We start from the raw sequence: 15550 nt of genomic DNA, 5'->3' as shown, positions 1-15550 counted from the left end.
AATAAAATATTATGAATAAGATATCATTTGAAGATTGGAAAAACAGTATGTCATTTATGATAGATGATAATTTTGACAATAATTTTTTATTTTCAATTGAACCAATAACTAATCATATTAATGATAATTGTTTCCAATTTTCTAACAGTGAAATGTTAACACGTTTTTTAACAGAAGATACTGAATTTTCTGCTTATGAAAAGCTAAAAGCATTTGTATCATTAATAGGACTTTCGGAGGAACGTCTTAAAAGAGTTGTTTCTTTGATAAGATACAGATTTAATAGTGAAGAATTTCGAACTGAATGGGACGTAAAACGAATAAGCAGAACTATACAAGATGATATAGAATTTAGAAATTTGATAATAGATTTTTTTATTAATGGTAGAAAATCAAGAATCGGTATTGAAATTCCTCTATACTACATGAGAAATTTCAAATTAACTGAAAAAGAGTTTATAGAGGATTTAAAGGACTTTAAATATGTTGAAAGAATACTCAATGATAATGAGATTCAAGGCAAATATTCTAATGAAGTTGGCGCACATGTTGAAAGAATTATTAAATCTAGACTTGACAATTATCATGATTCAATTAATCCAACTCTCAAATATGAAATTCAGAAAGAATTTCCTTTACTAAACAAAAACATTGATTTCCTCATTCCAAGTGTAGAAGCTCCTATAATTTTAATTGAATCATCATACAATATAACTACAGGTAGTGGTCAATCAAAAAGAGCAGATCAACTTGTTGAATTTTATAGCACTCTACAGAGACATAATGCGAATCATAGAGCGAATAAAATAATATTATTAAACTATTGTGATGGCTTTGGATGGGTTGGAAGACAAAATGACTTACACCGTATTTATGTTTCGAGTGACTATGTGTTTAACCAAAGAAATCTTAATGTACTTGATGAAGTTTTGAATGAGTTTTATCCAATACCATAAATTCATGACTCAAAACATCCGCTATTCTTGAACTCACGAATTCTACTACTGGAATTGCAACGGTGTTCCCTAACAAATCAAAAGCATCATATTCTTTTGTTGGTATCTCGTACCATTCTGGATAACCAAATAAACGCAATCCTTCACGTATAGTTAAACGTCTTAATCCATTACCGTCTGGAACAGCAAGTCGAGAAACATCAGTGGCTACCAAAGTAGGAGCAATATCATTTGGATCAAGAATTTTATTTATTTCAAAACTTAATTTTCCTGTTACAATATTGTAACCTTTTGGTTTAGTTGTATCATAGACTCTATATGATTTAATCCCATTTGAAAATTGTTCTTTTACTAATTTTTTTGGGTATTCGAATTTCAAATAACCTTTATTAACCAAGTCGTCTAGCATTAACTTTAATTCATATTTAGGTTTATTTATAAAAGTATTTATTTGTTCAAGTGTTAAGGCCATACCGTCCATCCAGTCAATACCTATTTCAATAGCCCATTGCTTTTTTCGTCTTTCCTTGAATAACTTATTTAGAAGTATACATTGTTCATCATTAACCTCGCCTTTGATTCCTATATCCCAGCTATGTATATTATTATCACCACCACGTTTGTCTTTTATAGATTTACCAAATAAATCTTCTATTTCAAAGAGCGACAATAGTTTTTCTGTGAAGTCTGACTTTATAGTTTCAAGACCTTTTTCTAAAATACTTTCAAGCTTTGAAAACTTTGGCTCATTTCCATGCAATTCAACTTTACTATTTCTTGTTCCGACAATGAAAATACGTTTTCGTGACTGCGGTAGACCAAACTCAATTGAATCAAATACTCTCCAAGAAACCTTATACCCAAGATCCTTTTCAAGGACATATAAAATCGTTGACAGAGTTCTACCAATTTCATCATTCTTGTTTTCTAAATCATGTTTTACAAGACCTTCTACATTTTCAAGAATAAAACCATACGGTTTCTTATTTCGTAAAATACGTTCAATCTCAAAAAATAATGTTCCTCTAGTATCTTGAAAACCTTGTCTTTTTCCTCCGGAACTAAAAGGCTGACAAGGAAATCCCCCAAGCAAAAAATCAAAATCAGGAATAAATTCATTACTAACATCAAAAATATCACCAGCTAAAAAATTATGTTTAAAATTATGTTTAAGAGTTTTAACTGCATAAGGTTTAATTTCAGAAGTCATTACACATTCAGTATTATAACCTAATCTATTAAAAACATTTTCAAAACCAAGCCTGATTCCGCCTAGTCCTGCAAATAAATCAATGAATTTAATTTTTCTAGTTTCCATTACTTGATTTTTTATAATATTCGACACTTGGCTCAGCAGCAATTAATATTGAAGACTCTAACTCTTCGATTTCAATTTTTGAACATCCAATTACTGATAGACATTGTATGAAAAAGCATGCACTAAAACTTCCTCGACTAATTTTACTATCAATACTTGCTTTAGTTTCGTGGACACCAATTTCATTCAAGAGAATAGCCAAATCAGTGTTAGAAACACCGCGTTTCACTAGTTCAGATTTAAGAAGTCTTTTGACTTTATCATTCCAACTTACCATAATTGATGAATTTATATTTGCAATACTAACAATTTATTTTCATATATGCAAAATATTTTACATATATAAAAATGTAAATTAAGATATAATTAGTAATGATTTTCAAATTGAATGTTCCCGTTGAAGATAATTTATACAACTACCTAACAGAATCAAACATCTAATTTATCCACCACCACCCAACCTACTACTCGGACTAACCTCGGACTAACCCCGTACTAACTCCGTACTAACCTCGTGGTTACCTAATGGTATCCTTTAGGTTACCTTTACCTTACCTTTACCCTAACCCGTTCTAAAGGTTTCAAAAAATAGGATTTATGAATTAAGGATGCTTGTGGATGTGAAGTAAGAGGAAAGAATAGTCATCAGTCGTAAGTCATCAGTCTAGTCACTAATCACTCCCGTTTCCAACCGACAACCAACAACCGACAACCAAAATTACTCCAGTCTTCTCCCAGTCATCTTGCGGTTTACTTCGGGGTTCTGCCACGGTTGTGCCACAGTTGTGCCACTAAACCTTAGGTAAAAGGCAACATGAATAGCTTCAAAATGGAACGAGAATGGGAGGAATACAAAAGGAAAGGGGTTTGAAAGCTGCTGAGAATCTTAGCTGCTGAGCTGCTGAGCAGTCAACAGTGGTCAGTGATCAGCAATTAGCTATCAGTAATCCGTTGTGAATTCCTTTACATTCTAACGTCTAAAGTCCAAAGTCTAACGACTACCATAAAAAAATCGTTTTCGAATTTACAACCCTATAAAAAAACACCTTCTTTTTTGATAAACTCACAAAAATGAAACAACACCCCCTAATTTTTGATTCTATTTTTATTAAAATGCTGTTTGTTTTGTAATTTTACCCTACACAACACAAGGGTATGGGATTAGAAAAACGTTGGATCTCCGCATTTGTCATGATTACGGTCGTAGCGATCGCCGGACTCGTTTGGCCGCATGCCGAACCCGTCGTTGGGGCTACCTTTGGCTCCACCGACCAACTCCAAACCGCCGATATCGCTTGGATTCTTACTTCTTCCTGTTTGGTGCTACTCATGACCCCCGGACTGTCGTTCTTCTACGGCGGAATGGTGGGCAAGAAGAACGTGATCTCCACCATGCTCAAAAGTTTTATCTGTTTGGGTGTAATCAGTTTGATTTGGGTGGTTGTTGGGTTTAGTCTGTCCTTTGGTGACCCCATTGGCATTACCCTTGACGGGAAATACTACGGCCTTTTTGGCAACCCAACCGACTTTGCCTTCTTTGACCAGGTCTCCTTTTTGCCTCATAAATCACTCGGAAGTACGCTTCCCTTTATTTTGTATGCGTTGTTTCAAATGAAATTTGCCGTCATCACGCCCGCTATCATTACGGGAGCGCTGGCCGAACGCATACGCTTTATCTCGTTTCTTTTATTTATCGCTTTGTTCACCCTACTCATCTACGCACCGTTATGCCACATGATTTGGCACCCTCACGGCCTCCTCGGCGGCTATTTCGGTGTGAAGGATTTTGCCGGCGGCACCGTCGTTCACATGAGCGCCGGGTTTGCCGCACTGGCAGGGGTAATCGTTTTGGGAAAACGCCAAAATAGCGAACATATTCCGACCAACATTCCGTTTGTGCTGCTCGGCACCGGACTCCTCTGGTTTGGCTGGTTTGGATTCAATGCGGGTTCTGCCCTCGCCGCCAACGCTACCGCCGCACTTGCTTTTGCGACTACTACCGTGGCCTCTGCGGCTGCCATGCTCACTTGGGTATTCTTTGACCGATTGAACGGACGCAAGGTTTCGGCCCTCGGCGCGTGTATTGGCGCTGTGGTCGGACTCGTAGCCATCACCCCATCCGCGGGGTATGTGACCCTTCCGCAGAGTATCTTCTTCGGATTTGTAACCGCTCTGGTGTCCAACACCATGGTGTACTGGAAACGCTTAAAACAAATTGACGATACCCTAGATGTGTTTGCCTGTCACGGAGTGGGCGGAATTATGGGAATGATTCTCACCGCCCTTTTCGCGCAGGGGGAAAACGCCAGCCTACTCTACGGCTGCTGGTCGGTGTTTGGTCACCACATGATGGCCTTGGTCTTGGTGTCGGCCTTTACCTTTGGCGGTGCTTACCTCCTCTTTAAATTCACCAACTTCCTTATTCCTATTCGCGTAAGCCAAGAATCCGAACAACTGGGACTGGACTTGTCGCAGCACGGGGAGAAGGTGTGATTTTGATTTGAAAATTTGAAAATTTGAAGATTTGAGAATTTGAAGATTTGAAAATGAATCTTTCTATTGACGTGTTAACTTAAAAACCTTCCATTCCTATTCATTTCTTTCTAACGACTAATGTCTAAAGTCTACCGTCTAAACTTGAAACTTGAAACATTAAACTTGAAACATTAATCTCCTATCTTTGCCCTACAAACAAACCACTACATGACCACAAAAATTTTAATCATTGGTGCCTGTGGACAGATAGGTACTGAATTGACGACACAACTACGTGCACAATACGGTGTTGACAATGTTGTGGCTTCGGATATTCGGAAGCTCAACAACGACATTGTGAATACGGGTATTTTTGAAGTTGTCAACGCGCTTGACTACAATCAAATCGAACATTTAATTGAGAAATACCAGATTACCGACGTGTATTTGATGGCGGCATTACTTTCGGCTACGGCAGAAAAGAACCCTGCTTTTGCCTGGGATTTGAACATGAATTCCTTGTTTCACGTGTTGAATTTGGCGAAAGCCGGAAAAATCAAAAAGATCTTTTGGCCCTCGAGTATTGCGGTATTTGGCCCAACTACGCCGAGAGAAAACACGCCTCAGTATACCATTATGGAACCGACCACCGTATACGGTATTTCGAAACAAACGGGCGAACGCTGGTGCGAATACTACCACCACCAATACGGCGTCGATGTGCGTAGTATCCGTTACCCCGGCTTAATCAGTTGGACCTCCGAACCAGGAGGTGGTACCACCGATTATGCGGTTGACATTTACCACAAAGCTTTGGAGGACGGGAAATACGAATGTTTTTTACGCGATGATTCCAAACTTCCGATGATGTATATGGAAGATGCCATTCGCGCAACGATTGAAATCATGCAAGCCGATGCGGAGGCGATTAAAATTCGCTCGTCCTACAACTTAGCGGGTATCAGTTTTACTCCGGCAGAAATAGCCGCAGAAATCACAAAACACATTCCGGATTTCACGATTACCTATAAACCCGACTTCCGTCAAAAGATTGCGGATTCTTGGCCAGCAAGTATAGATGATTCAAGTGCAAGATCCGATTGGGGTTGGAAACACGAATACAACATGAGTGCAATGACCCAAGTGATGTTGGACAACTTACGAAAATAACAAAATCAAAAAGGCCTCCCTAGGGAGGCCTTTTCACTCTAAACAAAAACTACTATTGTTGAACAATAGGCGCTCGTAACGATTCCAATACCGCAACGATATCGGTATATAATTCGGTATTAGCGGCTACACCATTTTGTTGTGCTGCAGCGCCTACATACCCTACAAATTTGTCATAATTGGCACTAGTTGATTTCACACCCATACGTGGATTCGTAGCCGGGTTGTGTGCATCCACCATGTTCAATCCATTGTATGTATTCACAGGATTGGTTCCTCCAGTGTTGAAGGAGAAGAAATCGGTCAAGTTGTCAACCAAAATAGCCAAGTTGGTGGTGTTTCCTGCACCTACTTCTGCCAATACAGGAGCAAAGTGCGCACCAAGATTACCCGAAGCACCGGCTTGAATATCGGCTACAATAAGACCCACTGTTGAGTTCACTACTTTACGGTAGCTCAAGCGACCTTGTTCGATCATTTGACCTGGATTATCAGGGTCAGACACCATAGTGGTTCCGCCTAAACGTGCATAGATGGAAGGTTTCGCGGGAGTGCTATTGTCATCATCATTACTACATGAAGTGGCAAAAGCGGCTGCAATCAATACAGCTACGAGGGAGGTTTGTTTCAAAAATTTCATAGCAATTTATTTTTGTGTTAATTAAAGATTCCTTGAACGAAAGACGAGAAGCGGTAGCTCCAACTGTCTTTTTTAATCACGGGGCACACTTGTGCGTTGGCCAATTCTGCAGGTACCACAAAGCGCTGTGCTTTGTAATCGCCTTTTTTCATCAATTGGTCAAAAACTTGTTGGGAGTTGGCCACCGTGTTATCATGAAAATAGACCACTACATTATTTTTCACAATAATGTCGCTTTTCACACCGGGGATGGCATGGAGTTGGTCTTTGATCTGAGAAGCCATAGTCGTATCTAAGGGTTTATCGAAATCGATACGACTAATTTGTATGTGGGCATTCTCGATAGGTTTGGCGGTAGCAATATGGGCTACCAAGACTATAAACAGGAGCAAAAAGGTGCCGAGCAGCGAACCTATAATCACTTTTAATTTTTTCCTTTTCATGTGTTTTAGTTTTTGTTTCTAAAGCATATACGGAGAAAAATAAAAGTCGGTTTTATCCGAATAAAAAAAAGTTCCCGAAGGAACTCTTATTTTTTAGAAAGCTGCTGGATTATAGGGTCTTCCAGTGGTGCTTTTATTTTGATTACGGCATCGGTGGTGTCGTTGGGTATGGTCATGGACAGAACATAGTGTTTGATTTTCCATCCTTGCGGAGTTAATACCAGCACACCACTTCCGCGACAAATCTTCATTTGGGTGTTAAGCAATTCGTCAAACCACGCCATTTTGCCATCGGCAGAAAAAAAGATATGACGTTCCAAAGCGGTAAAGTTCCAAGCTTTCCCTTTATCAAAATAGGGTTTAGCAAAAGCTTTGAATGCGTTTTTGTCCCAATTTTCTGTAGCATCGGTACCGATAAAAATCGATTCGTCATCCATTGCATCAAAGTACGCGTTGAAGTTGGCCGTAGCTGCCGCTCTGTGCCAATTGTCCAGTAATTGATTGACCGCTTCTTTTGGGGTTTGCGCCAAAGCGATAGTCGTGAGGAAAAGGAAAAGGTGTTTCATGGGTGTAGAATTTTAGACGTTAGACGTTGGACATTAGACGTTAGACTTTTGAAAGGTACAAAAAAGATGAATATGGATAGGAAACATTGAATTATTGGCTTATTGGCACATCGACACATTGACTAATTGACACATTGGCTCATTGGCTCATTAAAAAAGGCACTTGACTACAGCCCCGGTAGAGCCGGCATCCTCCCGACCATCGGAAGGGAGATAAAGGCGAAAACGGGAAGGCACTTGATAGAATACCCAACGTGTGCTGCCTTATAAAAATTAGGCCTAAAATCAATTACTATTGACTAACGTCCAACGTCTAAAGACTAATGTCTCAAAACTACCTCCCTATGTAACACAAGTCACCGACCACGCCATTTTGTAAGTGTACCTTTACACTATAAAATCATTGGGTTATGAAAACTACAGTAATCGTTGGTGGAAGTTTTGCAGGAATGACCGCCGCATTGGAATTAAAACGCAAAGGGAAAAACGAACATCGTGTGATTTTAATTGACAAATCTCCCCTATTCCTTTTCATCCCTTCTTTGATTTGGGTACCTTTTAAACGAAGAGATATTAAAGACATTTCTTTTCGAAAAGATACCATTTTACAACGTAAAGGTGTAGAGTTTGTTCAAGCCGAAGCCCTAACCGTTGATACGCAAAAACAACTTGTGGTTACCGATAAAGGTGAGTTTGCTTACGATCATTTGGTGGTAGCTACAGGACCAAAAGTGAAATACGACATTGCGCCAGGGGTAGAAGAATTTGCCCACTACATTGGCACGCCCAACGGTGCGATGAAAACCCGAAAAGCCTTAGAAGAATTCAAAAAGAATCCAGGGCCAGTAGTTATTGGTGCCACACAAAACGCGGGTTGTATGGGTGCTGCCTATGAATTTTTATTCAATATGGAAAAATGGCTGCGCGAACAAAACATTCGTAAGAAAGTCGATTTGCACTGGGTGACACCCGAAGATTATTTGGGTCACTTTGGTATAGACGGCATGCCTTTAGCAGAAAGTATGTTGAAAGGGTTTATGAAGATGTTTAACATTCATTTCCATACGCAAGTGGGCATTGGTGAAGTGAAAGAAGACCAAGTCATTCTCACAGATGGCACTGTATTGGAATCCCGTTTCACGATGTTAATGCCGCCGTTTATTGGGGTTGATTTTGTGACACATTCTCCCAGTTTATTGGCGACACCCAACGGATATATTCCGGTTGGTGATGATTACCGTCACCGCGAACTCCCCAATGTTTGGGCAGCAGGTATTGCAGTTGATGTAAAACTCCCTTTTACTCCAGCGAAAGTTCCTTTTGCTTCACCCAAAACAGGGTATCCCTCTGATGAAACGGGTAAAATCGTAGCTGAAAATATTCTTCGTGTTTCACGCGGAGAACAAAAATTAAAAGAAAAAGCGTGGGGTAAAATTCCCGGCGTTTGCATCATGGACTGTGGCAAAAAAGAAGTGATTATTTTTTCCAATCATTTATTTAAACCCCGCACCATTGCATTGATGATCCCTAATGTGTTGTATGATTTCTCTAAAATATTATTAGAAAAATACTTCCTCTGGAAAACACGCCGCGGATTTTCTTACCTCCCATAAGTTGCACTCTAAACCCGATGGAAGAAAAGGAACCTTGAAGCAATTCGGGGTTCCTTTTTTAATTGGAAGTGGTAAGGTATAGAGGATGTACTTCAAAACTTACCAAATGTTTAACTCAATTACTCCAAACTAGTTTCTTATTTTTGCAGGGCATAAACGCACACCATGAAACTACGTTGGGTATTCTTTTGTTCGGTACTTTGGATGAGTTGTCAAAACGACAACAGTACGTTATTGATTGAACAACAAAAAGAAGCAAAAAAGAAGGAAGCCATTTTCAACACGATTAATCGGGGTTGGGAATTTGACATTGCTCCTATGGAACCCCAAACCATGGCGCGTATTGGCACTTGGAATGAGTGGCGTAACTTTTTGAGGGAAGTCAATCAAAAGCCCAAAAGTACGCTGAGTGCTTTCCAGAAAAAAGCAACAGTTTTGGTGGCTAAATCCAATGAATTATTGCTGGGCGTTCCGCAGGAGTTCAACAAGCCGCAAGTTCGCGCCCGCATTATGGTGATCAATACCAAATTAAAAAGTATGGATTTGTACATTCATCTCAACCAAATCCCCGACGACAAAGTGGTGCAATTGGTGGGTGAAGTCAATACCGAAATTGAATATTTACAATTACAGTTGGAAGAAATTGTGCAACGCAGTTTAATTCCGCGTGAAGAAGGTGAACCGGATTTCCAAAAAATGAAAGACACCACGCGTGCGATTCCCAACACGCCTATAAATCACTAAGTTTTGAGTAAGCAAACGCTACTTTCGGTGTATCAAAATGCGCCAAAAGTCCAACTTATTGCCCAAGCCCTAGAACATCGCGATGTCAAAATTAACGCTCGTGGGTTGGTGGGGTCTGCCCTTTCGTTTGTAATCCAAGCCCTTTTTGAGAAAGCCGATCGTCCTTTTTTGCTGTTATTTAACGACAAAGAAGAAGCAGCTTACTACCTCAACGATTTGGAGCAATTGATCAACGAACAAGATGTGTTGTTTTATCCGGGTTCGTACCGTCGTCCTTACCAAATTGAGGAAACGGATAACGCCAATATCTTGTTGCGCGCCGAGGTTTTGAACCGCATCAATTCGCGCAAAAAGCCCGCCATCATTGTTTCGTATGCAGAAGCGTTGTTTGAGAAAGTGGTGACCAAAAAGGAATTGGAGAAAAACACCTTAAAGATTTCGGTCAACGACAAAACGAGTATTGACTTTATCAACGAAGTCTTGTTTGAATACAATTTCAAACGGGTTGACTTTGTCACAGAACCGGGGGAATTCTCGGTACGTGGTGGGATTGTCGATGTGTTTTCTTTTTCGAATGACAATCCGTACCGCATTGAGTTTTTTGGTAATGAAGTCGACTCCATCCGTAGTTTTGATGTGGAGACCCAGTTGTCGATTGAGAAATTGAAAAAGATTTCGATTATCCCCAATGTAGAGAATAAATTCTTTGAAGAAAACCGCGAGAGTTTTTTGGACTATATTGACGAGTCCACCGTGTTGTTTTTGCAACATACGGAAGTGCTCGGCCAACAATTGGACAAGTTGTTTGCCAAAGCGACGGAAGCGTTTGGGAAATTAGAAGCGGGCATTCGCCACGTATCACCTGAAGAGTTGTTTATCAATCAGGCCTTTTTCATGAAGCGTGCCGACCGATTTTCGGTGGTAGAATTGAGTAATCAACCCCATTTTAATGCGGACAAAACCGTTCCGTTCTTGATGCAGCCTCAGCCTTCGTTTAACAAGCAATTTGATTTGTTGTTGAACAATTTGGGGGAGAATCATTTCAACGGATTCAAGAATTATTTGTTTTGTTCCAATGAAAACCAAGCGAACCGTTTTCATGATATTTTCGAAGATATTGACGAACAAAATCACGAAAGTGTACGCAAGCAATACAATACTGTGGTTTTTCCGTTGTACCAAGGATTTGTGGACGAAGAAAACCAAATTGCGTGTTATACCGACCACCAAATCTTTGAACGTTACCATCGTTTCAATTTAAAAAATGGGTATTCCAAAAAGCAAACGATTACCCTGAAAGAACTCACTTCTTTGACGGTAGGCGACTATGTAACGCACATTGATCACGGGATTGGGAAATTTGGGGGCTTGCAAAAGATTCAGGTCGATGGCAAAACCCAAGAAGCGATTAAGTTGGTTTATGCCGATAATGATATTGTGTATGTAAGCATCCATTCGCTGCATAAAATTTCGAAATACAACGGCAAAGACGGCACCCCACCGAAGATTTATAAGTTGGGTTCCAATGCGTGGAAGGTTTTAAAACAAAAAACCAAAGCACGAGTAAAGCACATCGCTTTCAACTTGATTCAGTTGTATGCCAAACGCCGCACAGAGAAAGGTTTTGCCTGTGCTCCCGATAGTTATTTACAAAAAGAATTGGAGAGTTCGTTTATCTACGAAGATACGCCCGATCAATACAAAGCCACCCAAGACGTAAAAGCCGATATGGAGAATGACCGTCCGATGGACCGTTTGGTCTGTGGTGACGTAGGTTTTGGAAAAACGGAGGTTGCGATTCGTGCTGCTTTTAAAGCGGTAGACAATGGCAAACAAGTGGCGGTATTGGTACCAACTACAATTTTGGCCTACCAACATTACCGCACTTTTTCTGAACGTTTGAAGGAATTACCGGTCACGATTCATTACCTCAACCGATTCAAAACCACCAAACAGAAAAACGAGACGTTAAAGTTGTTGGAGGAAGGCAGAGTGGACATCATCATTGGCACCCATCAATTGGTCAACAAAGATGTGAAGTTTAAGGATTTGGGCTTATTGATCATTGACGAAGAGCAGAAGTTTGGGGTAAATGTGAAAGACAAACTCAAAACAATTTCCCATACAGTTGATACACTGACATTGACGGCGACCCCGATACCGCGAACCCTGCAATTCTCGTTGATGGCAGCACGCGATTTATCGGTCATTACAACACCGCCGCCGAACCGTTATCCGATTGAAACGCAAGTGGTGCGGTTTCATGAAGATTTGATTCGCGATGCGGTTTCTTATGAAATTCAGCGCAACGGTCAGGTGTTTTTCATTCACAACCGCATTGAAAACATTAAGGAAGTTGCGGGAATGATTCAGCGCTTGGTTCCCGATGCCCGCATTGGCATTGGCCACGGCCAAATGGACGGAAAGAAATTGGAAGAACTGATGTTGGCGTTTATGAATGGGGAATTTGATGTATTGGTAGCTACTTCGATTATTGAAAGTGGATTGGATGTTCCCAATGCAAATACCATTTTTATCAATAATGCCAACAATTTTGGGTTATCCGACTTGCATCAAATGCGCGGACGGGTAGGCCGAAGTAATAAAAAAGCGTTTTGTTATTTTATCACGCCGCCGTATTCTGCGATGACCGATGATGCGCGCAAACGTATCCATGCGTTGGAGCAATTCAGTGAATTGGGCAGCGGATTTAATATTGCGATGAAAGACTTGGAGATTCGCGGTGCGGGTGATTTATTGGGTGGTGAACAAAGCGGTTTCATCAATGAAATTGGTTTTGAAACCTACCAAAAAATCATGAATGAGGCCATTGAAGAGTTGAAAGAAAACGAATTCAAGGATTTGTACCAGGAGGAAAACGATGCAGAAACGAAGGAATATGTGAAAGATTTACAAATCGACACCGACTTTGAATTGCTCTTCCCGGATGAATATGTGAACAACATCACCGAGCGTTTGAATTTGTACAACGAATTGAGTGCCATTAAGGATATTAAAACTTTGGAAGAGTATGAGCAACGTTTGGTAGACCGATTTGGACCGTTACCGAAACCTGCCAAGGCATTGATTAATAGCATCCGTATCAAATGGAAAGCGACCCAATTGGGGATTGAAAAGCTCATTTTGAAACAAGACAAAATGGTGGGGTATTTTATCGGAGATCAGCAAAGTGATTTTTATCAAACCAACCGTTTCATGCAGATTTTAGAGTATGTTCAACGCAACGGAAACATTTGCAAAATCAAGGAAAAGCAAACCAAGAATGGGTTGCGCTTACTGATTACTTTTGAACAGGTAAAATCAATACACAAAGCATTAGAGCTTATAGAAAAGTTATAAAAAAAGCCATCTTAACGATGGCTTTTCTAATTATACTGATTTACTTTTTTATCACTTTAAAATGGACCGTATGATCTTCATCAAATTGTAAGGAGAAGAAATACGTACCCGGTGCAAAACTACTTATATCGACATTCGTAGTCGTGTCTTTCAGGGCTTCTGAATAAAGCAATTGTCCTGTTACATTGTACACTGCAATGGATTGCAAAGGCGTTTTCGATTGAATTTGAACAATTCCGTTGGTTGGATTGGGTGCATACGTAAAATCGATTCCTTGAAAAGTAGTTGCATTTAGATTGGGCGTACATCCAATGGTGGCTACCCAACCCGCTTCTGTCACAAACTGATCCGATTTGAATTGGATGGTTAAGGAGCCGTCTGCCGCTGAAGATTCAAATGGACCAGGAATAGTATTTCCGGTAAATCCAATCCCATTATTGAATTCTGGAGCTGCAGTTGAATTTCCATCATAAATGTACATATAGTCGTAATCCAATTCTAAATCAAATACTGAGAAAGTTAAAGTAATGTTGTTGGCAGGTACATTCGGAATTAGTGTTCGAACCATAGTTTGCTCGTCGTCGTAATCCCCAGTTGCTCCTCCCGTATCGGTAAATACGGAACCTGTACAATAGGAATCTGCGGTCATGAACAAGAGTGTTCGGCCACCAATCTCCAAGCCGTTTGGACAAATAGGAGTAACTTCAAAAACATAGTACGTATTGGGCGTTAAATTGGTAAACGTAGCGCTTGTACTGGAAACGGTAGTCCAGTTACCCGGAGTATCGCCATTGAGATAATAGCGAATATTCCATTGTGTTGACCCGCTCGTATCGATCCAACTCAATGTTGCTGTGGTCAACGTTGTGGACTCAACAACTATTGTTTCAATGGTATTGATACAGGTATTGATACAATCGGTACTTAGACATAGGCTACTGTCGAAAGTATCAATGATTCGTTGGGCAGGTTGGGGTCCGAAACCATTGCTAAAATCAATACCCACATTGCTAACGATATGACAATAACTCATAATGGTCCCTGAGACGGGAATTGTTAAAGGGGTGGTCCGACAGGAATAGCCTTCCGCAGACGAACCTTGACCTGCTGTTGCACAGTTATCAATCGCTGTATTATCACCATTCCACACACAAGCGTGTGTATGCGGAGAACCTAGTAAATGGCCAAATTCGTGCGTGATTACTTCTATCGTCCACGAGTAAGTGGGTACCGAGTTGTAATCAAACTCTACATCAGAATAACAAAAATTTTGAGAGGTACATATTCCATTAATTGTAACAGCTAGTCCACCTAAACCACCATCATCAATCCCGATTAATTGTCCCACATCCCCATCAAAAACGGGTCGGACTTCATTAAACTTATACAAATATGCTATTGAAGAGGTCCCAATTCCTTCATAGGGATCGGGAGTAGTCCAAATGTACAGCGATCGCAATGCAACGGTAATGTTATCGTTAGAGTACAAAGTTTGCACATTATTAAAAACGGACGTCATCCAATTCGTAGTAGCTACAACATCACTTCCATTTTGAACATAAATATCGTTATCGATTTCAAAATACATTGTTGCACATCGCGTAGAATTTACATTCTTATCTAAGTTCGCTGTTGTTGGTACAGGTAAAACACCTTTGTCTTCCGTAGCACAAGAAAATGGATTGGCTACATTCATTTTTGCATCGGAATACACCACATAATCGGGGGAATTGGTTAATTTCCCTACAACAATATTATGGTACCCATGACCAGAAATCACAGCATTTAATGACCCTTCGAAGAAATTAAAACTAGCCACTGATTCGTAATCCCCCTTAATAATCCCACGATAGTATACCCCAGGTGTGTAGGATTCATTTTTAGACTTGTCCGTATCCACGTGAAACCCTTCTGCAAATGGATTTACACGATACAATTGTACGGTAAGATTTCCGTCTTCGAAGGGAAGACTTACTTCGATATTTTCAGGACGTAAGAACAGAATGGATTGCAATTCTGTGGTAGCAAGTTGCGCGTAGGTTGGATGCGCCAAAACAGCTTCAACGGTTTGATTGTGGTAACCCTTTTTTTCCGTCAATACGGTAAAGGGTACAAAAAGCGTTCTACTGTTCTCTAACGCTTTAATCTCCTTCCCCACACGATGTTGCGCTTGGGCCAAAGAAAAAAACAAAACGAGTAGCAGGGGTAATCGTAATTTCATAGCAAATTCATTTGTGTAAAGGTACAAAACGCCTACTATTTTCC

12 protein-coding genes are annotated in these 15550 nt (G+C 40.2%); 6 read left to right on the top strand and 6 right to left on the bottom strand.

The window, feature by feature from the left end; genetic code table 11:
- The first annotated feature begins 11 nt into the window (after positions 1-11).
- On the top strand, positions 12-956 hold the full coding sequence (locus EQG61_RS03215; RefSeq protein WP_129460448.1) for a DpnII family type II restriction endonuclease: 945 nt from the start codon (positions 12-14) through the stop codon (positions 954-956).
- Here EQG61_RS03215 and dcm read toward each other — a convergent pair.
- Positions 910-2274, bottom strand: coding sequence for a DNA (cytosine-5-)-methyltransferase (dcm, locus tag EQG61_RS03210; RefSeq protein ID WP_129460447.1), 1365 nt, complete (start codon positions 2272-2274; stop codon positions 910-912). The genes EQG61_RS03215 and dcm overlap by 47 nt on opposite strands.
- Positions 2264-2551: a DUF6471 domain-containing protein gene (locus tag EQG61_RS03205; protein WP_129460446.1), complete on the bottom strand. Its 288-nt coding sequence runs from the start codon at positions 2549-2551 to the stop codon at positions 2264-2266. The genes dcm and EQG61_RS03205 overlap by 11 nt, the downstream gene beginning before the upstream one ends.
- Before the next feature lie 878 nt (positions 2552-3429).
- On the opposite strand from EQG61_RS03205, the gene EQG61_RS03200 reads away from it, so the two are divergent.
- Together EQG61_RS03200 and EQG61_RS03195 are read left to right on the top strand one after the other, a co-directional pair.
- The gene (locus tag EQG61_RS03200) at positions 3430-4767 is read left to right on the top strand and encodes an ammonium transporter (protein ID WP_129460445.1); all 1338 of its coding nucleotides are present in this window, start codon (positions 3430-3432) and stop codon (positions 4765-4767) included.
- Between the two features lie 210 nt (positions 4768-4977).
- Positions 4978-5919 carry an L-threonine 3-dehydrogenase gene (locus EQG61_RS03195; protein WP_129460444.1) on the top strand — a complete coding sequence of 314 codons (942 nt, stop codon included), beginning with the start codon at positions 4978-4980 and terminating at the stop codon, positions 5917-5919.
- A 52-nt stretch (positions 5920-5971) separates the two neighbouring features.
- Here EQG61_RS03195 and EQG61_RS03190 read toward each other — a convergent pair whose 3' ends face one another.
- From EQG61_RS03190 to EQG61_RS03180, 3 genes are all read right to left on the bottom strand, one after another.
- Positions 5972-6559, bottom strand: a complete 588-nt coding sequence (locus EQG61_RS03190; RefSeq protein ID WP_129460443.1) for a globin family protein — start codon at positions 6557-6559, stop codon at positions 5972-5974.
- 17 nt (positions 6560-6576) lie between these two features.
- Positions 6577-7002, bottom strand: coding sequence for a hypothetical protein (locus EQG61_RS03185; protein WP_129460442.1), 426 nt, complete (start codon positions 7000-7002; stop codon positions 6577-6579).
- Positions 7003-7088: 86 nt separating this feature from the next.
- Complete coding sequence (locus EQG61_RS03180; RefSeq protein ID WP_129460441.1) at positions 7089-7568, bottom strand: nuclear transport factor 2 family protein; 480 nt, start codon at positions 7566-7568, stop codon at positions 7089-7091.
- 410 nt (positions 7569-7978) lie between these two features.
- On the opposite strand from EQG61_RS03180, the gene EQG61_RS03175 reads away from it, so the two are divergent.
- The 3 genes from EQG61_RS03175 to mfd all read left to right on the top strand — a co-directional run bounded on the left by EQG61_RS03175 (position 7979) and on the right by mfd (position 13285).
- Entirely contained in the window at positions 7979-9181 is a 1203-nt protein-coding gene (locus tag EQG61_RS03175) for an NAD(P)/FAD-dependent oxidoreductase (protein WP_129460440.1), read from the top strand.
- A 165-nt stretch (positions 9182-9346) separates the two neighbouring features.
- Positions 9347-9925, top strand: a complete 579-nt coding sequence (locus EQG61_RS03170; RefSeq protein WP_129460439.1) for a hypothetical protein — start codon at positions 9347-9349, stop codon at positions 9923-9925.
- A 57-nt stretch (positions 9926-9982) separates the two neighbouring features.
- A complete protein-coding gene (gene mfd / locus EQG61_RS03165) occupies positions 9983-13285 on the top strand; it encodes a transcription-repair coupling factor (RefSeq protein ID WP_394345556.1) in 3303 nt (1100 codons plus the stop codon).
- Positions 13286-13325: 40 nt separating this feature from the next.
- On the opposite strand, the gene EQG61_RS03160 is transcribed toward mfd, so the two are convergent.
- Positions 13326-15506, bottom strand: coding sequence for a M12 family metallo-peptidase (locus EQG61_RS03160; protein WP_129460437.1), 2181 nt, complete (start codon positions 15504-15506; stop codon positions 13326-13328).
- Positions 15507-15550: the final 44 nt, after the last annotated feature.

The organism is Flavobacterium stagni (assembly GCF_004122105.1).
Classification (GTDB): domain Bacteria; phylum Bacteroidota; class Bacteroidia; order Flavobacteriales; family Flavobacteriaceae; genus Flavobacterium; species Flavobacterium stagni.
The sequence above is the reverse complement of the archived record's forward strand: the minus strand, read 5'-3'. Positions and strand labels throughout refer to the sequence as shown.